Raw genomic sequence first — 22,134 nt, 5'->3', positions numbered from 1 at the left:
CTAGATTTGCAGATTGGGGAGCAGTGCATGCAGAACGCGAACGACATCACCATCCGCCTGCTGATCGTCGATGACAGCGGCGAAAATGCCGAGGCCATCGTCAGCACCCTGCGCAACAGCGGCATCGCGGTACGCCCGTGGCGTCCGCAGGATGCAGCCGAGCTGGCCCAGGTGCTGGCCAGCCAGGCCATCGACCTGGTGCTGGCTTCGCCCTCCCAGGGCATTCCGCTGCCACTGGTGGCCCAGCATATTGCTGCCAGCGGCAAGGACATTCCGTTGGTACTGCTGGCCGAGCGCATCGACGAAGACGAACTGGTGCAGGCCAGCAGCCACGGTATCCGTGCCCTCGCCCTGCGCCAGCGTTCCGAGCACCTGCTCGCTGTGGTCCGTGACCAGTGGGTGGACCTGCAGGCACGTCGTGGCCTGCGCCGCATCGAGGCACAGATGCGCGAGACCGAGCGCCGCTGCGATGCCCTGATCGCCTCCTCGCGCGACCCCATCGCCTACGTGCATGAAGGCATGCACATCCGCGCCAACGATGCCTATCTGGAAATGTTTGGTTACGAGCATTTCGACGACATCGAAGGCATCTCGCTGCTGGACATGGTCGCCGCCCAGCATGTGGAAGGCTTCAAGCAGCTGCTGAAGGGCCTCAGCCGTGGCGAGGCGCCGCCGCCGCAGTACCAGCTTGATGCCCGTCACGAGGATGGCAGCGCGTTCCCGGCGACGATGGAATTCACCGCCGCCACCTACGAGGGCGAATCCTGCCTGCAGGTGGTGCTCCGCCGCCGCATGGAGTTCGATCCGGAGCTGGCGCGCGAGGTCGAGGACCTGCGCCAGCGCGACCAGGTCACCGGCCTGCTCAATCGCCCGACCTTCATGCTTCAGCTGGAGAGCGCGGTGGCGCAGGCCGGGCGCAGCGAGGGCCAGTTCGGCCTGCTGCTGATCGAGCCGGACCACTACGCGCGCCTGCTGCCGGACATCGGCCTGGCGTCGGCCGACACCCTGATCGGCGCCCTCGCCGGCCTGCTGGCCGAGGTGGTTGGCGAGGACGCGCAGCTGGCCCGCTTTGGCGAACACAATTTTGCCGTGCTGCAGGCCGGGCCCTACGCGCAGACCGTGGCACTGGCCGAGCGCATCCGCGAAGCCTACGCCGCACACGTCTTCAGCATCGGCGCGCGTTCGGCCACAGTAACGGTCAGCATCGGTGGCGTGCAGGTGGGCGAGAAGATCGCCAGCATTGGCCAGGTGCTGGCACGCGCCAGCGAATGCACGCAGGCCGCCGCCGAACTGGGCAACACCTGCCGCATCTTCGACCCGGCCGCCGCCGACCGCGTGGAGGAAGAGCGCGTGCTGCGCTGGGTCGCCCGTATCCGTGAAGCGCTGGCCGGTGATGGCTTCCAGCTGCACTACCAGCCGGTGCTGAACCTGCAGGGCGAGTCGCTGGAGCTGTATGAGGCCTACCTGCGCCTTGAGCACAACGGCGAGCTGCTGAGCCCGACTGCGTTCCTCGGCATCGCAGAGGAACACGGCCTGCTGGCCGACATCAACCGCTGGGTGGTGTCACAGGCCATCGCAGTGCTGGGCCAACGTGCACGCGAAGGCCATGCCACGCAGATGCTGGTGAAGGTGACGCCGGAATCGTTCGACGACCCGCAGATGATCGCCACGCTGCGACGCGAGCTGCAGGCACAAGGCGTGCCCGGCGAACGGCTGTGGCTGCATGCGCCGGAAGCGAAAGTGTTCACCCACCTGCGCAGTGCGCAGCAGTTCCTGGCCGAAGTGGCGCCCCTGGGCTGCCGCATCGGCCTGGAGCAGTTCGGTTCGGGGCTGGACTCGTTCCAGCTGCTGGCCCACTTCCAGCCGCAGTTCCTGAAGCTGGACCGCGGTTTCACCAGCGATCTGGCGGCCACCCGCGAGAACATCGACCGCATCAGCCAGATCACCGCGCGCGCGCAGGGAGCCGGCATCCGCACCATCGCCGAGTTCGTCAGCGACGCCAATTCGATGACCCTGCTGTTCAGTGCCGGCGTGGACTACGTGCAGGGCGACTTCGTTGGCCCGGCGCTGCCGGAGATGGGCTTCGAGTTCGGTTGATCCCTACCTGTAGAGCCGAGCCATGCTCGGCTGCCGGACTCAAGCGAAGCGCAGCCGAGCATGGCTCGGCTCTACACAAGCGAAAAGGCCGGCTTTCGCCGGCCATTCATTGATCAGGTCATGTCGACCAGATTTTCGATCTTCACGTCCGGATTGACGTCGGCTTCGTAGTCAACGCCCTCCACGCCGAAACCGAACAGGCGCAGGAAGTCGGCCTTGTAGCCGGCCAGATCGCTGATCTCGTAGAGGTTTTCGTTGGTCACCTGCGGCCACAGCGCAACCACCTTGCCCTGCACGTCCGCAGCCATTTCCTTGTAATCGGCACGCAGGCGGCCTTCGTCATCGACCAGCGCAACGGTGTGGCCATCGCCATCGACCAGGTCGTGGCGCAGGCGATCGATCGCCACGCCGTCGGCCTTGCCGCCGTAGAGAATGTCGTACAGCACGTCGAGCTGCTCGATGCAGCCTTCGTGCGTGCCCTTCTCCTTCATCACCTTGAACAGCAGCGACAGGTACAGCGGCATGGTCGGAATGGCCGAGCTGGCCTGGGTGACCACGGCCTTCAGCACCGACACGCGCGCATCGCCGCCGATCTTGGCCAGCTTCTCGCGCAGGCCCAGCACCTTGGTGTCCAGGTCCTTCTTGGCGGCGCCGATCGAGCCGTTCCAGTAGATCGCCTGGGTGATCTCTTCGCCCACATAGGTGAAGGCGGTGGTGGTGCAGCCGTTGGCCAGCACGCCGGCGTCGGCCAGCGCGTCGATCCACATCTGCCAGTCCTCGCCGCCCATCACTGCGACGGTACCGGCGATCTCTTCCGGGGTAGCCGGCTGCAGATGGGTCTCGGTCAGCACTTCCTTGTCGGTATCCAGGCCACGCAGCGTGATCGGCTCGCCGATCGGCTTCAGCGTGGAGCTGATGATTTCACCGGTCTTCGGGTGCTTGCGGCGCGGCGCGGCCAGGCTGTAGACGACCTGATCGACCTGACCGAGATCGGCCTTGATCATCTCGATGGTCCTGGCCTTCACTTCATCGGAGAAGGCGTCACCGTTGATGCTCTTGGCGTACAGGCCGGCTTCGTCGGCGTACTTGTGGAACGCGGCCGAGTTGTACCACCCCGCCGTGCCCGGCTTGGTTTCGCTGCCCGGGCGTTCGAAGAAGATGCCCAGGGTGGCGGCGCCACTGCCGAAGGCAGCGGTGATGCGCGCAGCCAGGCCGTAGCCGGTCGAGGCGCCGATCACCAGCACGCGCTTGGGGCCGTTCTGGATTGGCGGGCGCGCGCGGATGTAGTCGATCTGCTGCTTGACTGCGGCTTCGCAGCCGGTCGGGTGGGTGGTGACGCAGATGAAGCCGCGGACGCGCGGTTTGATGACCATGGATACCTCGGGTTGGCAGATGCGGCGCGCGGGGCGCTCAGCAGGAATACGGGTGCGCGCCTGCGCGCGCGAACCGCAGGATCGTAGTGCGCGGGGGAAGATTGCACAACCGACGCTGGCGTAGGGTGGGGTTTCTCTTTGCAGGGCTGCGCCCTGCACCCGCTAAAAGCCAGTGCCGAAGCAACAGCAAAAGCTGGTTTCCTGCGGGTCGGCGGGGTGGATCCGGTTGCGGGGGACGCTGCAAGTACGTCCATGTAAGCTCGGTCGCCGCATCCATGCGGCTCACGCCCCCTCAACCGGACCCACCCCGCCTTCGACAGTTGGCCGCGAGCTGTCGGAACGGCATTCTGCTCTGGTGGGTGTCGACCTTGGTCGACACAGTAAATCTGATCCGAGTTTGATTATCGATATCTCACAGAAGTGTCGACCAAGGTCGACACCTACCGACAGCCACAGGTGTCTGTCAGAGGTGGGGCGGTGTCGGAGTGCGGGGTGTCAGCCGCATGGATGCGGCTGCCAAGCCTGCAGGGACGTACTTGCGGCGCCCCCGCACTCCGACACCGCCCCACCAATCCACGGAGTGCCCGCTGTTGCTGTTGCTGTTGCCTCTGCAGGTGCAGGGCTGCAAGCCCTGCCAACAAAAAACCCCGCTTGCGCGGGGTTCTCTGCGTGTTGCGTGCAGCGCGAACGCTTACGGGCGACGGGCCAGGGCCTCGACGTCCTTCGCCTTCGGCAGCAGGTCCTGCTTGCTGACGCGCAGGAAACCGATCGTCAGCATCGGCACCGCCACCAGGATCGAGGAGAGCACCACGATCACCGCACCGATCATGTGCGTCTCGGCCAGGCCTTCCATCGAGCTGCCGCCGTACATGTACAGGGCCAGCGCCGACAGGAAGAACATCACCGCAGTGATCACCGTACGCGACAGCGTCTGGTTGATCGAACGGTTCAGCACTTCCATCGAGTCCACGCGCAGGCTGCGGAAGTTCTCGCGGACACGGTCGAAGACCACGATCAGATCGTTGATCGCAAAACCCATCACCGACAGCAGGCCGGCCAGCACGGTCAGGTCGAACTCACGGCCCAGCAGGGACACGTAAGCCACCGTCACGATCAGGTCGAACATCGCCACGATGCTGGCGGTGACCGCGAACTTCCATTCGAAGCGCACCGCGATGTAGATCAGGAAGCCGGCCAGCATGAAGATGGTGGCGTACAGGCCATTCATCGCCAGGTCCTTGCCGATCTGCGGACCCACGAACTCGTTGCGGAGCACGGTGGCCTGGTTGTCGGCGGTGGACAGGGCCTTCACCACGGCCGCGGCGGTGGCCTTGTCTTCGTGCGCGGCGTCGCCGGTACCGGCAGCGTGCTCACCGTGCGGGGCCAGGCGGATCAGCAGATCGGTGTTGCCACCGACACTCTGCACCTGGGCACCGTCGAAGCCACTTTCCTCAAGCTTGGTACGGACCTGCTCGACGTCCACGGCCTTGTCGAAGCGGGCTTCGATCAGAGTGCCGCCGGTGAAGTCCAGCGCGTAGTTGAAGCCCTTGATGCCGATGATGGCGACCGAGGCCAGGAACACGATGACCGTGACGACCATCGCGACATGGCGCCAGCGCATGAAGTCGATCTTGGTGTCGTTCGGGAGGATGTGCAGCGGAAACAGTTTCATGTGCGTGTCGTCCCGTCAGATGGCCACGTTCTGGAGCTTCTTGCGGCGGCCGTAGATCAGCGTCGCCAGCGCACGCGATACGGTGATCGCGGTGAACATGGAGGCGAAAATACCGATGATCATGGTCAGCGCGAAGCCCTTCAGCGGACCGGTACCGAATGCGAACAGCGCCACACCGACGATCAGGCCGGTCAGGTTGGCGTCGAGGATGGTGCCGGAAGCACGCTCGTAACCGGTCACGATCGCGGTCTTGCCCGGCACGCCGGCACGCAGCTCTTCACGGATACGCTCGTTGATCAGCACGTTGGCGTCCACCGACAGGCCGACCGACAACGCCAGACCAGCGAAGCCCGGCAGGGTCATGGTCGCGCCGAACAGCGACATCACCGCCACCACGATCAACAGGTTGAACAGCATCGCGATCGAGGTGATCACGCCGAACATGCGGTAGTAGACGCTGAAGAACACCAGGGTGAACAGGAAGGCGAACACCACCGCGCGCATGCCGTTCTTGACGTTCTCGGCACCCAGGCTCGGGCCGACCACGCGCTCTTCGACGAAGTCCATCGGCGCGGCCAGCGAGCCGGACTTCAGCAGCTTGGCCAGGTCCTCGGCTTCCTTCTTCTGCAGACCGGTGGTCTGGAAGTTCTTGCCGAACACGCCGTTGATGTTGGCCACCGAGATCACTTCCTCGTTGACCTTGAAGCCACGCACTTCCTGGCCGTCGACGACGGTCACGGTCGGCACGCGTTCGGTGTAGACCACCGCCATCGGCTTGTTCACGTTGGCGCTGGTGAAGTCGAACATGCGCTGGCCACCGACATTGTTCAGCGTCACGCTGACCGCCGGGGAGCCGCTGTTCGAATCAGTCACGGCCTGCGCGCCGACCATCTGGTCACCGGTGACGATCACGCGCTTGTTCAGCAGGATCGGGCCGCGGCCGTCACGCTGCTGGTAGACCTTCGCTTCCGGCGGGATGCGGCCGGCGGCGATGGCATCCTGCGCGTTGCCTTCAACCACCGCACGGTACTCCAGGGTAGCGGTGGCGCCGATCATGCGCTTGGCTTCGGCGGTGTCCTGCACGCCCGGCAGCTGCACGACCACGCGGTCGGCACCCTGGCGCTGGATGATCGGCTCGGCCACACCCAGCTGGTTCACACGGTTGCGCAGGGTGTTGATGTTCTGCTCGATGGCACCGTTGGCGATCTGTGCGATCTCCGCGTCCGGCACGGTAACCGTGATGCGGTTGCCGCTGACGTCGTAGCCAAGGGTCGGCTGCGCCTTGACCAGCGCGGCGCGGGCACGCTGCGCGGCATCGTCACCCGCCGACGGGCTCAGGTTGGCCACGATGCTGTTGTCAGCACGGCGTTCCACCGACTGGTAAGGAATACGCGCGTCACGCAGGGTGCTGCGCACGTCTTCGGTATAGGCGTCCAGACGCTTGTCCAGAGCCGCCTTCTGGTCGACCTGCAGCACGAAGTGCACGCCGCCCTGCAGGTCCAGGCCCAGCACCATCGGGCGGCCACCGAGTTTTGCCAGCCAGTCCGGCACGGTCGAGGCCAGGTTCAGGGCCACGGTGTACTTCTCGCCGACGGTGTCACGCAGGGCGTCGCTGGCAGCGGACTGCGCCTTCAGGTCCGGCAGGCGGACAATCAGGCTTTCCCCTTCCTTCTCGACACCGACGGGGGTGACACCGGCCGTCTTCAGGTCGGCCAGCACACGGTCGCGCAGCGCATCGTCGATCTGCCCGCCACGGTTGGCGGTGATCTGGAGGGCCGGGTCCTTCTGGTAGATGTTGGGCAGCGCGTACAGCGCACTGAGCGCCAGTACGATCAGGATGACGACGTACTTCCAGCGTGGAAATTCGAGCATTGCTTGGGTCCCGCGCGGCGCCATCCCCGGCGCCGCGGTTGTGCATCGGAAAGGGAGTGGCTTACTGGGCCGACTTCAGGGTACCGGCCGGCAGCACGTTGCCGACAGCGCCCTTCTGCACGCGGATGCGCACGTTGTCAGCCACTTCAATGGTGATGAAGTTGTCGCCGATGTCGGTGACGATGCCGGCGATGCCGCCGTTGGTCAGCACTTCATCGCCACGCTTGATCTTCTCCAGCATGGCCTTGTGCTCCTTCTGCCGCTTCATCTGCGGGCGGATCATCAGGAAGTACATGATGGCGATCAGGATGACCGGGAACAGCAGCGTGGTCAGGCCCATGCCCTGCGGTTGGCCGCCGGCGGCCTGGGCGTGGGCGGCGGGAATCAGGAAGGCAAGCAGGTTCATCGTTGGTCCTTTGGTTGGGCGGCGCTTCGGCCGTTTCACGGGCACGAGGTGTCGACCGCGGATCTGGGTCAGCCTTGAAGTATGCCACGGCCCCGGGCGTTCGTCCTTGGGCCGTTTGGCAGGGGGCGTTCGGGTTAGAGGGGCGGGGCCACCGCCCCGCGTGCCGCGTAGAAAGACTCACGGAAGGCCAGGAAGGTTCCCGCCTCGATGGCCGCACGGATGTCGGCCATGAGCTTTTCGTAATAGAACAGGTTGTGCAGGGTGCCCAGCATCGGCGCCAGCATCTCGTTGCAGCGCTCCAGGTGGCGCAGGTAGGAACGGGTGTAGCCACCGGTGCAGGCCACGCAGCCGCAGCCCGGCTCGATCGGGTCCATGTCGCGCGCGTACTGGGAGTTGCGGATGCGGACGGTGCCGAACGAGGTGAAATAGTGGCCGTTGCGCGCATTGCGGGTCGGCATCACGCAGTCGAACATGTCCACGCCACGTGCGACACCCTCGACCAGGTCCTCCGGCCGGCCCACACCCATCAGGTAGCGCGGACGGTCGCCCGGCAGCTCCGGGTCCAGGTGGTCGAGCATGGCGTTGCGCTCGTGCTCCGGCTCGCCCACGGCCAGGCCGCCGATGGCGTAGCCGTCAAAGCCGATCGCCTGCAGGGCCTCGGCCGAACGGCTGCGCAGGTCGGTGTGCACGCCCCCCTGGACGATGCCGAACAGGGCCGCGTCGTTGCCGAGCTCGTCATGCGCGTTGCGGCTGCGCTGGGCCCAGCGCAGGCTCAGCTCCATCGAGCGGCGCGCCACATCCTCGGTGGCCGGGTAAGGGGTGCACTCGTCGAAGATCATCACCACGTCCGAATCGAGCACCTTCTGGATCTTCATGCTCTCTTCCGGGCCCAGAAACACGCGGGCACCGTCGGTGGGCGAGGCAAAGGTCACGCCCTGCTCGGTGATCTTGCGGCGGTGGGCCAGCGAGAACACCTGGAAGCCGCCGGAGTCGGTCAGGATCGGGCCATCCCAGCGGCAGAAGCCGTGCAGGCCGCCGTGGTCGGCGATGATGTCCAGGCCCGGGCGCAGGTACAGGTGGAAAGTGTTGCCGAGGATGATCTCGGCGCCCAGCGCACGCACCTGGTCCGGCAGGATGCCCTTGACCGAGCCATAGGTCCCCACCGGCATGAAGGCCGGCGTTTCCACCGTGCCACGCGGGAAGGTCAGGCGGCCACGGCGGGCACGGCCGTCGCGGGTCTGGAGCTGGAACTGCAATCGGGACATGGAGCGGTCATTCGGGCAAATAGTTGCCCATTGTCTCCCAAGAAGGCCTGCGCACCAAGGTGCGCGCCTACAGGGGTCTCCGCCCTCCCAGAGCCTCCAGCCTCTTCAGTCGGCCTGCGGGAACAGCAGCATCGCGTCGCCGTAGCTGAAGAAGCGGTAGCGCTGCTCGATCGCGTGCCGGTAGGCCTCGAACACGCGTTCCTTGCCGGCAAACGCGGAAATCATCATCAGCAGGGTGCTTTCCGGCAGGTGGAAGTTGGTCACCATCGCGTCGACGCTGCGGATGCGGTAGCCCGGGGTGATGAAGATCTGCGTTTCACCGGCAAACGGCAGCAGTTCGCCATCACGCATCGCGCTTTCCAGCGCGCGCACCACGGTGGTGCCGACGCCGATCACCCGGCCGCCGGCGGCGCGCGTGCGCCGCACCTGCTGCACCAGCTCAGCGCCGACGTTCAGCCACTCGCGGTGCATCACGTGGTCCTTCAGGTCATCGGCGCGCACCGGCTGGAAGGTGCCCGCTCCCACGTGCAGGGTGACGTGGCCGAAGTCCACGCCCTTGTCCTTCAGCGCGGCCAGCAGCGGTTCGTCGAAATGCAGGCCGGCGGTCGGCGCCGCCACCGCGCCCACTTCGCGCGCGAACACGGTCTGGTAGCGCTCGCGGTCGTCCACGCCCGGCTCGCGCTGGATGTAGGGTGGCAGCGGCAGGCGACCGGCGTGCAGCAGCCACTGTTCCAGCGATTCCGGCACATGGAACTGCAGCACGTAGAACTCGCCATCGCGGCCCAGCACCTCGGCTTCACCACCGGCATCCAGCGCGATGCGGCTGCCGGCCTTCGGCGACTTGCTCGCGCCCACCTGGGCACGTGCCTGCTGGCCGCCGAGCAGGCGCTCGATCAGGATCTCGACACGGCCGCCGCTGGCCTTCTGCCCGAACAGGCGCGCCGGGATCACCCGAGTGTCGTTGAACACCAGCAGGTCGCCCGGCTGCAGCAGCGACGGCAGGTCGCGCACCTGCAGATCGGTGAAAGCATCGGGCGCCGGCGGTACCAGCAGCAGGCGGCTTGCGGAACGTTCGGCCAGGGGCGCCTGCGCGATCAGTTCAGCCGGCAGGTCGTAGTGGAAATCGGACTTCTTCAAGGCAGTGGGCGGCAACAGGTCGACAATGGCGCGCATTGTACGTCCAGCGTCTGCGAGCCGGCGCACTTCGCGGCGAACGTCGCGCAAAATGCTGCTATGCAGCAGGCTTTTGCGGGGTTATCGCGCAAAAAAACAAGTGCTAGCATCGAGCCGGAAGTCCGCTGCACGAGCCTGCCCCAAGCGCGCGTGATGACGCGCGTTTTGCTTTTGAAGACCCGTGCGACCCATTGTTTCAGGAGATCTGCAATGAGCTTCATCGAACGCCTCGCCCCCCTGCGCAACCAGCCCGGCACCCGCCTCACCTCCGGCCTGGACGACGCCACGCTGACCGCCCTGTCCGCCAACCACCCGCAGCTGATCGCCGCGGTGGACGCCGCCGCCGAGGAATTCGCGCGCGTGCAGGCCGACCTGGGGCCGCTGCTGGCACAGGACGAACAGGCGCAGATCGACGCGATGCAGGACGGTTTCGTCAATTTCTACGCCGATGACGCGGTGACCCCTTACGTGGCACTGGCTGCGCGCGGCCCGTGGGTGGTCACCCTGAAGGGCGCCGTGCTGTACGACGCTGGCGGCTACGGCATGCTCGGCTTCGGGCACACCCCGGACGCCGTGCTGGAGGCAATGGCCCGCCCGCAGGTGATGGCCAACATCATGACCCCCAGCCTGTCGCAGCAGCGCTTCATCACCGCCCTGCGCGCCGAGATCGGCCACCGCCGTGGCGGCTGCCCGTTCGCCCGTTTCATGTGCCTGAATTCCGGCTCCGAAGCGGTCGGCCTGGCCGCGCGCATCGCCGACGTCAACGCCAAGCTGCAGACCGACCCGGGTGCGCGCCACGCTGGCGCTGCGATCAAGCGCGTGGTGGTCAAGGGCAGCTTCCATGGCCGTACCGACCGCCCTGCCCTGTATTCCGATTCCAGCCGCAAGAGCTACATGCAGCACCTGGCCAGCTACCGTGGCGAGGATTCGGTGATCACCGTGGCGCCGTACGATGAGGCTGGCCTGCGCAAGGTGTTCGAGGACGCCGCACGCAACCAGTGGTTCATCGAGGCGGTGTTCCTGGAGCCGGTGATGGGCGAAGGCGACCCGGGCCGCTCGGTGCCGCCGTCGTTCTACGCCCTGGCCCGCGAACTGACCCGTGCGCATGGCAGCCTGCTGCTGCTCGACTCGATCCAGGCCGGCCTGCGTGCGCATGGCGTGCTCTCGGTGGTCGATTACCCGGGCTTCGAAGGCCTGGACCCGCCGGACATGGAAACCTATTCGAAGGCGCTGAACGCCGCGCAGTACCCGCTGTCGGTGCTGGCGGTGACCGAGCATGCCGCGCAGCTGTACCGCAAGGGCATCTATGGCAACACCATGACCAGCAACCCGCGTGCACTGGACGTGGCCTGTGCCACCCTGGCCCAGCTGACCCCACAGGTGCGCGCCAACATCGCCGAGCGCGGTGCCGAGGCGGTGCGCAAGCTGGAGCAGCTCAAGAGCGAACTGGGCGGCCTGATCACCAAGGTGCAGGGGACCGGCCTGCTGTTCTCCTGCGAGCTGGCCCCGCAGTTCAAGTGCTACGGCGCCAATTCCACCGAGGAATGGCTGCGCCAGCACGGCATCAACGTGATCCACGGTGGCGAGAACTCGCTGCGCTTCACCCCGCACTTCGGCATGGACAGCGAGGAGCTGGACCTGCTGGTGGGCATGGTCGGCCGCGCGCTGCGTGAAGGCCCGCGCCGCGAACAGGCCGCCGCGGCGTAAGCCTCGTTCTTTGTAGAGTCGAGCTTGCTCGACTGCACTTCGTTCAGGCAACGCGATAGTCGAGCGAGCTCGACTCTACTGAACGAAGAGCAGCCGAGCATGGCTCGGCTCTACAGAAGGGCTCATAATCCAAGGACACCCCGTCCCTGACCGCTCTGCGGTCGGCGACGGGGCGTTTTCGTTTCCGGCCAAGAGACAGGAAGATCCATGAAATCGATCTGTGTGTACTGTGGTTCCAACGCCGGCAGCAAGCCGGCCTATACCGAACGCGCCATTGCACTGGGCGACCGCATCGCCCGTGACGGCCTGCGCCTGGTGTACGGCGGTGGCAACGTCGGCCTGATGGGAACCGTGGCCAATGCCGTGCTCGCCGCCGGCGGCGAGGTGACCGGCGTGATTCCGCGCCAGCTGGCTGACTGGGAAGTGGCCCACCGGGGCCTGACCGAACTGGAAATTGTCGGTTCGATGCATGAGCGCAAGTCGCGCATGTTCGACCTCGCCGATGGCTTCGTCACCCTGCCCGGCGGCTTCGGCACCATGGAAGAGATCTTCGAGATGCTGACCTGGCGGCAGCTGGGCATCGGCAACAAGCCGTGCGCATTCCTCGACGTGGAAGGCTTCTATGCCCCGCTGATCGGCATGATCGACCGCATGGTGGAAGAGCGCTTCCTGCACCCGGACCAGCGCCAGGACCTGTGGTACGGCTCGGACATCGAAGAGATGCTGGAGTGGATGAAGAACTACCAGCCGGCCCAAGCCTCGAAGTGGATCGACGAGAAACGTCGCGCCGCCCTGCGCTGATGCCTTCCTGCGCGGCGGCTCAGACCGCCGCGCAGCTCCATGGTGCGGGCCGCCCCAGCAGATAGCCCTGGCCGTAGTCGCAGCCGAGCTCGCGCAGTGTCTGCTGCTGTGCCTCGGTTTCGATGCCCTCACCGATGGTCTCGATGCCCAGCGTACGCGCCAACGACAGCACGCCCTCGACCAGCGCACGCGTGCTCTGCACTTCCGGCCCATGCAGGCCGGCGATGAAGCTCTGGTCGATCTTCAGCGTGCTGATCGGGAAGCGGTGCAGGTAGGACAGTGCCGAGAAGCCGGTACCGAAATCGTCCAGCTGCACCTGGATGCCACGTTCGCGCAGGCCCTGCAGGATGCGCAGGGTGTGCGGACCATCATCCAGCAGCGCGACCTCGGTGATCTCCAGCCGCAGCCGCTGCGGATCGGCGCCGTACTCGTCCAGCAGGCCGAACAGTCGGCCGCTGAACTCCGCGGAGCGGAAATGACGCGGCGATACGTTCACCGATACGTAGCTGTGCCCGCCTTTGGCCAGGCCGGCGATGACCTGTTCGTAGATCAGCCAGTCGACCTGTTCGATCAGGCCGCTCTCCTCGCCCAGCTCCAGGAACGCGCCTGGCAGCAGCAGGCCACGGCGCTCGTGCTGCCAGCGCAGCAACGCCTCGTGACCCACCACCTCGCCGTCGGACAGACGCACGATCGGCTGGTAGAACGGCACGAAATCGTGGTTGTTGATCGCACGCCGCAGGTCGGCTTCCAGATCAAGGCTGCGCATGGCCTGCTCGCGCATGTCCTCGTCGAAGATCGCGCAACGATCATGCCCCTGCGCCTTGGCGCGGTACATCGCCGCATCGGCGTCTCGCAGCAGCTCCTCACCGGTCCGGTAGCGCGGGTTCCACAAGGCAATGCCGAGGCTGCCGGACGGGAACAGCTCGCGTCCGGCGATCCACATCGATTCCTGCAGGGCCAGCAGCAGGCGCTGGCCGAAATCCAACGCCTGCGCCAGGCCCTGCGGGCACTGCAGCAGCACCGCGAATTCATCACCGCCCAGGCGGGCCACCACGTCCTCGGTGCCGGCCATCGAAACGATGCGCTTGGCCACTTCCACCAGCATGCGGTCGCCGGCGGCATGGCCGATGCTGTCGTTGACCAGCTTGAAGCGGTCCAGATCGAGGAACAGTACGGCGAACACCGGGCCGCCCTCACGCTTGGCCAGTGCCAGCGCATCCTGCAGGCGGTCCAGCAGGTGCAGGCGGTTGGGCAGGCCGGTCAGCGCATCGTGCATGGCCTGGTGGGTCAGGCGCTGTTCGGCGCGCAGGCGCTCGCCGATCTGGCCGAGCAGCTTTTCGTTGACCTCGGCCAGTTCGCGCGTGCGCTCCTCCACGCGTTTCTCCAGCTCGGCATGCGCCGAGCGCAGGCGTTGCTGGTCGCGCTGACGCGCCAGGCCGGTACCAATGTTCTGCGCGACGAAGGTCAACAGGCGCTGGTCATGCACGCTGAAAATGCTGTTCTCGCTGTAGCTCTGCACCACGATCGCACCAACCACTTCGTCATCGCGCAACAGCGGTACGCCCAGCCAGCAATGCGAACGCGCACCGGATTCACGCACTTCGCCACTGGCCAGCAACGCATCGATCTGTGCGCGTGACGCCAGCAGTGGCCGCCGGTTGCGCACCACGTATTCGGTCAGGCCCCGGCTGAAGGGCCGTGGCGCGCGGCTGGCGTTGTGCTCGTCCACCGAATACACGAAGTCCAGGCCGTTGCCGGCCGGGTTGACCAGGGCAATGTAGAAATTGCGTGCGTCGAGCAGGCGCCCGACCACCCCATGCACCTGCCCATAGAACTGGGCCAGGCTGTCGGCCGACATTGCCATCTCGGCGATGTTGTACAGGGCGGTCTGCAGCTGTTCGGCGCGGCGACGCTCGGCCACCTCGTCCTGCAGGCTGTGGTTGGCGCGCTGCAGTTCCTGGGTGCGCCGCTCCACCTGCTGCTCCAGCCGCACCTGCGCCTGGCGCCGGTCCATCGCGGTCTGCACGTGCTGGGCAACGAATCCCAGCAGGGCCCGCTCTGCTTCGCCATAGCGCGCGGCATGCTCATAGCTCTGCACCACGATGGCACCGCAGACGCGGCCATCGCGCAGCATCGGCACGCCCAGCCAGTCCAGGCTTTCGGGACCACGCTGCGGGTCATGCTCCTGTTCCATCACCTGCGCCAGCAGTTTGCGCGAAGGGCCACTGAGCGGCTTGCCATGGCGCAGCAGCGCCACGGTCAGGCTGCGCGGCATCTCGCTGGCGTCATGGCTCTGCGTGGGATCGGCGACGAAGTCATCGACCTGATCGGCAAAGTACAGGAACCGGATCTGGTCGCGCACATCGTCGTATTCCACGATGTAGCAGTTCTCGGCATACATCAGCGTGCCCAGCACACCATGCACGTGGCGCAGCATCTCGGGCATTTCCAGATCGGCACCGGCCAGATCGGCAATCTGGAACAGGGCCTGCTGCAGCCGCTCGGCCTCTTCCAGTGCCTTGATCTGGCCGGCTTGGCGGCCGCGCTGCAGCGCCAGCTCCATCGCCTGCCGGGCAACCCCCCACCATGCCGACGAAGGCGCCGCCCCGGCTACCGACAACAGCAACCGCGCACCGTCGTATTCCCAGCCATGCTGACCCTCGCCGATTCCCGGCTCCGCGGCCCCCTGGCCGGCAACCGCTGGCGACGGCCAGCCGCCCTGGCCACGACCGAGCTGCGGGTCGTCCCAGCCAACGCGAACCACGGCCGTTTCCGGCAAAAGCGCATGCAACGCGCGCACCAGCGCCGTGCTCAGCACGGCCTCGTGTGGTGACTCTTCCGCCGGTTCAGCATGCGTGGACAAATGACAATCTCTTGGCGCCGTCTGTGCGTCGCCTCCCCTGAGCCGCCGAGCATAGCGCGCCACCCGGGGGGCAATGGAAGCCCGTAAACCCCGAATCGTGCACCCGTACGTTTTTCCTGCTGTCCGTAGCCCCATCCGAGCCATGACCCCCGCCCTGCCCGCCCCCGCCACCGGCTATGCGCCATCGCCCGCAGGCCTTACCCTGTACGCCGTGGAAGCCAGCGCACTGCCAACCGATGAAGCCTTGATGCTGGCCTGGGCCGGTGGCGACCTGCGCGCCTTCGAAAGCCTGTATGCGCGCCACCGCAAGCGCCTGTTCGGCTTCCTGCTGCGGCAACTGCGCGACAACGCGCTGGCCGAGGAGATCTTCCAGGACGTCTGGCAGCGGGTGATCAGCGCCCGCGCCGGCTGGCAGCCCGAGGCAGCGTTCAGCACCTGGCTGTTCCGCATCGCCCACAACCGCCTGAATGACCATTGGCGTGCCGCCCGTCATCGCCCCGCCGCGCCGGCCGACGCCGATCTGCGCCTGGCCGCGATCGAGGATGGGCAGACTCCGGAAGGCGAGCTATCCGAATTCGAACAACGTCGCCGCATCCAGCTGGCGATGGAGCAACTGCCGCCGGAGCAGCGCGAAGTGCTGCAGCTGCGGCTGGATCAGGAACTGAGCCTGGAAGAGATCGGCCAGATCACCGGCGTAGGCCGGGAAACCGTGAAATCGCGGCTGCGCTATGCGATGGACAAGCTGCGTGCGGGATTGAACGCATGAACCGAGACGAACCACTGACGCCGGAAGAACGCGAGCTGTCCCGCCTGCTTGGTCGTCGCGCCGAACAGGCACCGCCGGCTGCACTGGACACCGCCATTCTGGCCGCGGCCCGTGCCGCCGTGGATGCTCCGGCCGCCGATGCCACCGCCTTGCCGGACGCGCCCCGCGTGCGGCGCACCCGTCCGCGCTGGCCTGCGGTGTTCGGCATCGCCGCCTCGATGGTGTTCGCCATCGGCATCGCCTGGCAGCTGCGCCCGGAACCGCCCCCGATTCCTGCCGGTGAGACCGCGGTTGCCCCGGCACCGGCCAACGCCGAAATTGCCGCCGCCGACCAGAGTGCTGAAAGCCGTGCGGCCGACAGCGCGACTGCAGCTGCAGAACCGGCCGCAACGCCGGCAGCGCCGCCTGCAGCCCCAGAAGCGGCTGCGCCGCCGGGCGCCGATACCCCTGCACCTGCCATCGCGCGCGCGCGCCAACCTGCACCGATGGAAGCGCCTCAACCACCGGCACCGGCTGCACGGTCGATGGCTGCAGAGGCCGCCACCGATACTTCGTTCGCAGCGCTGCCGCCGTCCCCGGCCGCGGCCCCTCCTGCGCCACCCGCTCCTGTGGCGTACTCGGCACCGACACCGACGTTCGCTCCGGCTCCGGCAGCCGCGTTGAAGCCGCGTACGGCAGCCGCGCCGGTCGCCAATGCTGCCGACGGCGAATCCGCGGTGATGCAGGACCGGGTCGAAATCACCTCGATGAAGCGCGAGGCGCCCCGCCGTTCTGCGCCCGGCGTCATGCAGCGCAGCAGCGATGCGGGCCTGAGCGCGGATGCGGTGCAGGCTGAAGTGAGCGCCGATGCGCGCCTGCCGCGCCGGCAATGGCTGGAAAAGATCCGCGAACGCCGCGATGAGGGCCAGCGCGACCTCGCCCGCGCCAGCCTGGAACGCTACATCCAGCAGTACCCGGAATCGCGCCTGCCGCGCGACCTGCGCCCGCTGCTGGACGACTGAGTGCCACGGAAATCGGGAGCAACACCGTAGAATGGTGGCAATGCCCGATACCCTCGCCCAGCCGGTCAGCCATACGCTGGAAGTCAAGCACAGCCGTTTCATCGCCCATGCCACGCCGATCGACGGGGGTGTGGCGGCGATGGCGTTCCTGCAGCAGGTTGCAGTGGCCGATGCCACGCACAACTGCTGGGCATACCGGCACGGGCAGGATTACCGCTCCAGCGACGATGGCGAACCGGCGGGCACCGCCGGGCGACCGATCCTGGCTGCCATTGATGGCCAGGGCTTCGACCGGGTGATGGTGGTGGTGACGCGCTGGTTCGGCGGCATCAAGCTCGGCGCCGGCGGACTGGTGCGCGCCTATGGCGGCGCCGCAGCCGAGTGCCTGCGTACGGCGCCACGCCTGCCGCTGATCGCCATGTCCCGCCTGCAGCTGCTGGCTGGCTTCGAGGACCTGGGCACCCTGCATGCCGCCCTGCCCGCCTTCGGCGCCGAGAAGCGCGATGAACAGTTCGATGCCAATGGCGTGTGCCTGCGGATCGAATTGCCTGCCGATCAGGTCGATGCATTGAAAATCCGCCTGCGCGACGCCACCCGTGACCGTATCCGCATAGAAGACGACATCCAGGATGACTGACAAGGACGACGCCCCCGCTTCGACCCCGCCGCTGCGCCGCCTCGGCAGCCTGCGCACGCTGTGGCCGTTCGTGCGCCGCCACAGCGGCCTGTTCACCGCCTGGCTGCTGGCCCTGGCGGTGTCTTCGGCGGCGACGCTGAGCCTGCCGCCGGCCGTGAAGCAGATGATCGATCACGGTTTCAGCAGCGGCGGCCAGATCAACCGTGCCTTCGCCCTGCTGATGCTGGTGGCGGTGGTGATGGCGCTGGGGACCGCCGCGCGCTTTTACTTTGTATCGCTGCTGGGCGAAAAGGTCGTCGCCGACCTGCGCAGCCAGCTGTATGCCCACCTGATCCAACTGGGCGCCGGCTTCCACGACCGCAGCCGCAGCGGAGAGCTGGTCTCGCGCCTGACTGCGGACACTGAACTTCTGCGCAGCGTGGTCGGCTCGACCATGTCGGTGGCCCTGCGCAGCACGGTCACTGTCATCGGCAGTCTGGCGATGCTGTTCGTCACCAGCCCGCGGCTGGCCGCATGGTCGCTGCTCGGCATTCCGCTGGCGGTGCTGCCGATCATCATCGGCGCACGCAAGCTGCGCACGGTTGCACGCAACAGCCAGGACCGCATCGCCGATGCCAACAGCCTGGCCAGCGAGACACTGGGCGCGGTACGCACGGTGCAGGCGCATGCACGCGAGCCGTACGAGCGCGGGCGCTTCGACAAAGCACTCGGTGATGCCATCGGCGCCGCCCGCCGCCGCATCGGCGCGCAGTCGCTGGTCACCGCCAGCGCCATCCTGCTGGTGTTCGGCGCCATCGTCGGTGTGCTGTGGCTGGGCGCGCACGATGTCATTGACGGCCGCCTCAGTGCCGGTACGCTGGGCCAGTTCGTGCTGTATGCCTTGATCGGCGGCGGCTCGGTGGGCGCGCTGGCCGAAGTATGGAACGAGCTGCAGCGCGCGGCCGGCGGCATGGGCCGCATCGGCGAACTGCTGCAGGAAGACATCGAGATCCGCGCGCCGGCCCAGCCGCACGCGCTGCCGCAGCCGCTGCGTGGCGAAATCCAGTTCAACGACGTGGTGTTCCACTACCCGCAGCGACCCGACCAGGCCGCCCTGGACCACTTCAACCTGCACGTGCGCCCCGGCGAGACCGTGGCGCTGGTGGGTCCGTCGGGGGCAGGCAAGAGCACGGTGCTGTCGATGCTGCTGCGCTTCCATGATCCAGCCAGCGGCCGCATCGACGTGGACGGCATCGACGTGCGCCAGGTCGACCCGGCCGAACTGCGTGCGCAGCTGGCGCTGGTGCCACAGCAGCCCACCCTGTTCGCGGCCAGTGCGCGCGACAACATCCGCTATGGCCGCCTGCAGGCCAGCGATGCCGAGGTCGAGGATGCCGCACGAGCGGCCGAGGCCGACGGTTTCCTGCGCGCCTTGCCGCAGGGCTATGACAGCGAGCTGGGAGAGCGCGGTGCCCGCCTGTCCGGTGGCCAGCAGCAGCGTGTGGCGATTGCCCGTGCGCTGCTGAAGGACGCACCGATCCTGCTGCTGGATGAAGCCACCAGCGCGCTGGATGCGCAGAGCGAGCACAGCGTGCAGCAGGCGCTGGAGCGGCTCATGGCGGGCCGCACCACGCTGGTCATCGCCCATCGCCTGGCCACCGTACTCAAGGCCGACCGCATCGTGGTGATGGACCAGGGCCGCATCGTCGCCGAGGGCACGCATGCACAGCTGCTGGCCGAAGGTGGTCTGTACGCTGAACTCGCACGCCTGCAGTTCATCGATTGATGACGTCCGGCTAACATCGGCGCGGCCAAGCTGGCCGCGCAACAGCAGCATCCGCTGAAGGAGGTGCACGATGTCGTTCCGTCAGTTCCCCGCCGTCGACAGCAATGGCGAAAGCCACATCATCATCGAATTCAAGCCCGAGGCCAATGGCAGTGGGCACCATTCCGAAGCCACGCCGCGCTACGAGCTGGATGACGGGCGGCCGCTGGTGCGCGATGGCCGCGAGTTCACCACCAGCGGCGGTGAGCTGAGGCTGACGATCTGAGGTTCGCCGGGCATGGCCCGGCGCTACCGCATTTCGTGCCGCCCCGCTCTGGTGGGTGTCGACCTTGATCGACACGCCTTTTGCTTCTGGTAGGTGTCGACCTTGGTCGACACGCTTTGCGCCAAAGGCGGTCGAGCATGGCTCGACGCTACAAAAAAGCATGGTCAATTTTTCGCCAAGCATCTTGACAGCCTTTGTTGCCAAGGGCTGCGTGCGGTTATCCACATGTTTGCTCAGAATCCATCCACACCACCTGTGGATGAATGTGCTCAGCCCAGCACCCGTCCGATGCCGCTGGCGTCCACCTCGGCCGCCGCCTGACGGATCGCCGTCGGATCACTGCCGGCCACGAATCCGATACGGAAATGCACCTCGCCCCCGGGCGTGCGTGAGGAATGGATCGAGGCCAGGCTGATGCGGTGCTGCTCGAACACGTTCAGCAGTTCACGCAGCGAGCCCGGCCGGTCCTCCGGCAAATGCACCGACAGCGCGTTGCGCTCGGTCAGGTCCGCCAACAGGTAACCCACGCGTTCGAACGTGTAGTTGCCGTCAGCCAGTGCCTGCTCGCCGAAGGCATTGCGATTGGCCAACAACAGCTGCTCACGGAATGCACCGCGCGCACTGTCGTCGCCCTGCCCGACCTGCGCCTGCAGAGTCTGCAGCTGACCGATCAAGCGCCCCAGCATCGGCGCCACGTACGGGTTGCCGAACTGGATGTCCTCGTAGATCGCCGGGTTGAGCGAGAGGATGCGCGAGATGATCGCGGTATCCAGCTCGAACGATGCCGAGCGGTACGGCATCATCGCGGCCAGATCACCCAGCTGCGGCTGGTACTTGCGCAGCACACCGGCCTGGGCCAGGTGGGTGGCATGCACCATCGCCTGCACCAGCGCCATCATCTGGTCGTGATGCTGCGGCGTGGCGCGCACGCACTCAGCCTGCAACGCCGTGCACAGCGTATCAACCCACGGTTGCCAGTGCCGCAGCCGCGCTTCGCAGACCACCATCACCCGGCCCTTCAGGGTCGGCGCCTTGGGCGGCGCGGTCATCGGGTGCAGGCCGACCACCTCGGCTTGAGAGGCCAACATCGCCTGCACCGGCGCTTCTTTTACCGAGGTCACGTCCAGCCACAGCCGGTCCTGCTCGCGGCCGGCCGACTGCTGCACGTACGCGGCAATCAGAGCCGGCGTATGCCGGATCGGTGCCGAGAACACCAGCACGTCAGCCTGCACCAGCAGCTGTTCCGGCGTATGCGAGTCCGGATCGGCCGGATCGTGGCCGATCACCTGCAGCTGCATGTGCTGCTGGAAGAAGCGGGTCAGCCAGCGCCCGTAGGCGCCGGCACTGCCGATGATGCCGACCGTGTGCGGCGTGCGTGGGTCCAGGCCGCTCATGCCACGCGTTCGGCGCGGAAGCGCGTTCCTTCGGCCAGCGCCGCCGGCGCTGCAGCAATCACGTCGAACTCTTCGAAGCCGTTGTCGAGGGTCGCCTCCAGCGCCGCATGGGTGCCGGCAATCGCGCGCGAGATCGCCTGCTGCATCGATTCGCCGCGCAGCAGGAACGACACCACCAGTGACATCAGCACGTCGCCGGTACCGGCCACATCCACCGGCAGCAGGGGCGAGGTCCAGCGCCAAGTCTCCTCGCGGCCGACCGCCAGGGTCACCAGTTCACCCGGGTTGCCGCCCACGCTGTGCGCGATCACCCAGTGCGGGCCGCGGTCCAGCAGCGTGCGCGCGGCGGCGATGGCATCGGCCTCGGCCAGCGCCGGCAAGCCGGTCAGGCGGTTCAGTTCGAAAGCGTTCGGCGTCACCAGCCAGGCATGCGGCAGCAGGCGCTCGGCGAAGATCGCTTCCAGTCCCGGTTCCACGTAGGGCCCGGTGTGGGTATCACCGATCACCGGATCCAGGCAGTAACGCAGCTGCGGGCAGGCCGGCAGGATGTCGTCCAGCCAGTCTGCGAAGGCGGCACCGTTGGCGGTGCTGCCGAAGTAGCCGGAGACGAGCATCTTCGCCCGCTGCGGCAGGCCACGTTCGTGGGTGCCCAGGAGCAGATCGGCGAACCAGTCGGCCGGCAGCACGCGGCCACGCGTGGTGTCGTAGAAAGGCGCGTTGCTGAGCAGCACGGTTGGAATTTCGGCTACACGCACGCCCAGCGCGCGCATCGGCGGTACGGCGGCGCTGTTGCCGGCATGGCCGTAGACAAGTTGCGACTGGACCGAGATGACATCGATCGGCGACGGGCCGTCGGGCCGCTGGCGGCGGCCGTGGACCAGGTGGTTATCAAGGGATTCGCTCATGGCCGCATTCTACGCCCAAGGGGGTTTTCGGCAGGGCTTGCAGCCCTGCACCTGCCGAAGCTGCAAGCAACGGCAAAGGCAAAAGCGAACTATCCGTGGGGTGGCGGGGCGGTGTCGGATTGCGGGGACGCCGCAAGTACGTCCCTGTAGGCTTGGCAGCCGCATCCATGCG

At 66.9% G+C, this 22,134-nt stretch carries 17 protein-coding genes; 8 read left to right on the top strand and 9 right to left on the bottom strand.

The features are described 5' to 3' along the window. Positions 1 to 27 precede the first annotated feature (27 nt). Positions 28 to 2,097, top strand: coding sequence for an EAL domain-containing response regulator (locus tag HLA98_RS20795; RefSeq protein ID WP_057500526.1), 2,070 nt, complete (start codon positions 28 to 30; stop codon positions 2,095 to 2,097). Positions 2,098 to 2,210: 113 nt separating this feature from the next. On the opposite strand, the gene fabV is transcribed toward HLA98_RS20795, so the two are convergent. The 6 genes from fabV to queA form a co-directional block, all read right to left on the bottom strand. Beyond that, complete coding sequence (fabV, locus tag HLA98_RS20790; protein ID WP_049447613.1) at positions 2,211 to 3,470, bottom strand: enoyl-ACP reductase FabV; 1,260 nt, start codon at positions 3,468 to 3,470, stop codon at positions 2,211 to 2,213. Between the two features lie 691 nt (positions 3,471 to 4,161). Then, positions 4,162 to 5,142, bottom strand: a complete 981-nt coding sequence (gene secF / locus HLA98_RS20785; protein ID WP_049445754.1) for a protein translocase subunit SecF — start codon at positions 5,140 to 5,142, stop codon at positions 4,162 to 4,164. 15 nt (positions 5,143 to 5,157) lie between these two features. Beyond that, on the bottom strand, positions 5,158 to 7,014 hold the full coding sequence (secD, locus tag HLA98_RS20780) for a protein translocase subunit SecD (RefSeq protein ID WP_049445752.1): 1,857 nt from the start codon (positions 7,012 to 7,014) through the stop codon (positions 5,158 to 5,160). Positions 7,015 to 7,075: 61 nt separating this feature from the next. Continuing rightward, on the bottom strand, positions 7,076 to 7,420 hold the full coding sequence (gene yajC, locus HLA98_RS20775) for a preprotein translocase subunit YajC (protein WP_005409257.1): 345 nt from the start codon (positions 7,418 to 7,420) through the stop codon (positions 7,076 to 7,078). Positions 7,421 to 7,554: 134 nt separating this feature from the next. Then, positions 7,555 to 8,685, bottom strand: a complete 1,131-nt coding sequence (gene tgt / locus HLA98_RS20770; RefSeq protein ID WP_057499485.1) for a tRNA guanosine(34) transglycosylase Tgt — start codon at positions 8,683 to 8,685, stop codon at positions 7,555 to 7,557. A gap of 105 nt (positions 8,686 to 8,790) precedes the next feature. Beyond that, on the bottom strand, positions 8,791 to 9,858 hold the full coding sequence (queA, locus tag HLA98_RS20765) for a tRNA preQ1(34) S-adenosylmethionine ribosyltransferase-isomerase QueA (RefSeq protein WP_057499484.1): 1,068 nt from the start codon (positions 9,856 to 9,858) through the stop codon (positions 8,791 to 8,793). Positions 9,859 to 10,068: 210 nt separating this feature from the next. Here queA and HLA98_RS20760 point away from each other — a divergent pair, with 210 nt between their 5' ends. Continuing rightward, positions 10,069 to 11,565 (top strand): aminotransferase class III-fold pyridoxal phosphate-dependent enzyme, encoded by a 1,497-nt coding sequence (locus HLA98_RS20760; RefSeq protein WP_057499483.1) that lies wholly within the window; start codon positions 10,069 to 10,071, stop codon positions 11,563 to 11,565. 207 nt (positions 11,566 to 11,772) lie between these two features. Continuing rightward, positions 11,773 to 12,366, top strand: coding sequence for an LOG family protein (locus tag HLA98_RS20755; protein ID WP_049428514.1), 594 nt, complete (start codon positions 11,773 to 11,775; stop codon positions 12,364 to 12,366). Positions 12,367 to 12,385: 19 nt separating this feature from the next. Here HLA98_RS20755 and HLA98_RS20750 read toward each other — a convergent pair whose 3' ends face one another. Beyond that, a complete protein-coding gene (locus HLA98_RS20750) occupies positions 12,386 to 15,229 on the bottom strand; it encodes a bifunctional diguanylate cyclase/phosphodiesterase (protein ID WP_057499482.1) in 2,844 nt (947 codons plus the stop codon). 247 nt (positions 15,230 to 15,476) lie between these two features. On the opposite strand from HLA98_RS20750, the gene HLA98_RS20745 reads away from it, so the two are divergent. From HLA98_RS20745 to HLA98_RS20725, 5 genes are all read left to right on the top strand, one after another. Next, on the top strand, positions 15,477 to 15,995 hold the full coding sequence (locus HLA98_RS20745; protein WP_229301621.1) for an RNA polymerase sigma factor: 519 nt from the start codon (positions 15,477 to 15,479) through the stop codon (positions 15,993 to 15,995). Continuing rightward, positions 15,992 to 16,996, top strand: coding sequence for a hypothetical protein (locus tag HLA98_RS20740; protein ID WP_057500817.1), 1,005 nt, complete (start codon positions 15,992 to 15,994; stop codon positions 16,994 to 16,996). The genes HLA98_RS20745 and HLA98_RS20740 overlap by 4 nt, the downstream gene beginning before the upstream one ends. 40 nt (positions 16,997 to 17,036) lie before the next feature. Beyond that, positions 17,037 to 17,633 carry an IMPACT family protein gene (locus HLA98_RS20735; protein ID WP_057500819.1) on the top strand — a complete coding sequence of 199 codons (597 nt, stop codon included), beginning with the start codon at positions 17,037 to 17,039 and terminating at the stop codon, positions 17,631 to 17,633. Continuing rightward, complete coding sequence (locus HLA98_RS20730; RefSeq protein WP_049445738.1) at positions 17,626 to 19,398, top strand: ABC transporter transmembrane domain-containing protein; 1,773 nt, start codon at positions 17,626 to 17,628, stop codon at positions 19,396 to 19,398. The genes HLA98_RS20735 and HLA98_RS20730 overlap by 8 nt, the downstream gene beginning before the upstream one ends. A 70-nt stretch (positions 19,399 to 19,468) precedes the next feature. Next, positions 19,469 to 19,663 (top strand): hypothetical protein, encoded by a 195-nt coding sequence (locus HLA98_RS20725; RefSeq protein WP_005409247.1) that lies wholly within the window; start codon positions 19,469 to 19,471, stop codon positions 19,661 to 19,663. A 269-nt stretch (positions 19,664 to 19,932) separates the two neighbouring features. Here HLA98_RS20725 and HLA98_RS20720 read toward each other — a convergent pair whose 3' ends face one another. Together HLA98_RS20720 and pdxY are read right to left on the bottom strand one after the other, a co-directional pair. Further along, positions 19,933 to 21,057 carry a prephenate dehydrogenase gene (locus HLA98_RS20720; RefSeq protein WP_057500816.1) on the bottom strand — a complete coding sequence of 375 codons (1,125 nt, stop codon included), beginning with the start codon at positions 21,055 to 21,057 and terminating at the stop codon, positions 19,933 to 19,935. Next, entirely contained in the window at positions 21,054 to 21,962 is a 909-nt protein-coding gene (gene pdxY / locus HLA98_RS20715) for a pyridoxal kinase (protein WP_057500815.1), read from the bottom strand. Before pdxY ends, HLA98_RS20720 begins: the two co-directional genes overlap by 4 nt. Between the last annotated feature and the right edge of the window lie 172 nt (positions 21,963 to 22,134).

This window comes from Stenotrophomonas africana, from assembly GCF_013004645.1.
Classification (GTDB): domain Bacteria; phylum Pseudomonadota; class Gammaproteobacteria; order Xanthomonadales; family Xanthomonadaceae; genus Stenotrophomonas; species Stenotrophomonas africana.
Note: the sequence above shows the minus strand (reverse complement) of the source record. Positions and strands in the feature narration are given on the sequence as shown.

Excerpts from the sequence above, each read along its gene's own strand:
- HLA98_RS20795 (WP_057500526.1), top strand. The coding sequence starts at position 28 with ATGCAGAACGCGAACGACATCACCATCCGCCTGCTGATCGTCGATGAC.
- fabV (WP_049447613.1), bottom strand. The coding sequence starts at position 3,470 with ATGGTCATCAAACCGCGCGTCCGCGGCTTCATCTGCGTCACCACCCAC.
- secF (WP_049445754.1), bottom strand. The coding sequence starts at position 5,142 with ATGAAACTGTTTCCGCTGCACATCCTCCCGAACGACACCAAGATCGAC.
- secD (WP_049445752.1), bottom strand. The coding sequence starts at position 7,014 with ATGCTCGAATTTCCACGCTGGAAGTACGTCGTCATCCTGATCGTACTG.
- yajC (WP_005409257.1), bottom strand. The coding sequence starts at position 7,420 with ATGAACCTGCTTGCCTTCCTGATTCCCGCCGCCCACGCCCAGGCCGCC.
- tgt (WP_057499485.1), bottom strand. The coding sequence starts at position 8,685 with ATGTCCCGATTGCAGTTCCAGCTCCAGACCCGCGACGGCCGTGCCCGC.
- queA (WP_057499484.1), bottom strand. The coding sequence starts at position 9,858 with ATGCGCGCCATTGTCGACCTGTTGCCGCCCACTGCCTTGAAGAAGTCC.
- HLA98_RS20760 (WP_057499483.1), top strand. The coding sequence starts at position 10,069 with ATGAGCTTCATCGAACGCCTCGCCCCCCTGCGCAACCAGCCCGGCACC.
- HLA98_RS20755 (WP_049428514.1), top strand. The coding sequence starts at position 11,773 with ATGAAATCGATCTGTGTGTACTGTGGTTCCAACGCCGGCAGCAAGCCG.
- HLA98_RS20745 (WP_229301621.1), top strand. The coding sequence starts at position 15,477 with ATGCTGGCCTGGGCCGGTGGCGACCTGCGCGCCTTCGAAAGCCTGTAT.
- HLA98_RS20740 (WP_057500817.1), top strand. The coding sequence starts at position 15,992 with ATGAACCGAGACGAACCACTGACGCCGGAAGAACGCGAGCTGTCCCGC.
- HLA98_RS20735 (WP_057500819.1), top strand. The coding sequence starts at position 17,037 with ATGCCCGATACCCTCGCCCAGCCGGTCAGCCATACGCTGGAAGTCAAG.
- HLA98_RS20730 (WP_049445738.1), top strand. The coding sequence starts at position 17,626 with ATGACTGACAAGGACGACGCCCCCGCTTCGACCCCGCCGCTGCGCCGC.
- HLA98_RS20725 (WP_005409247.1), top strand. The coding sequence starts at position 19,469 with ATGTCGTTCCGTCAGTTCCCCGCCGTCGACAGCAATGGCGAAAGCCAC.
- HLA98_RS20720 (WP_057500816.1), bottom strand. The coding sequence starts at position 21,057 with ATGAGCGGCCTGGACCCACGCACGCCGCACACGGTCGGCATCATCGGC.
- pdxY (WP_057500815.1), bottom strand. The coding sequence starts at position 21,962 with ATGAGCGAATCCCTTGATAACCACCTGGTCCACGGCCGCCGCCAGCGG.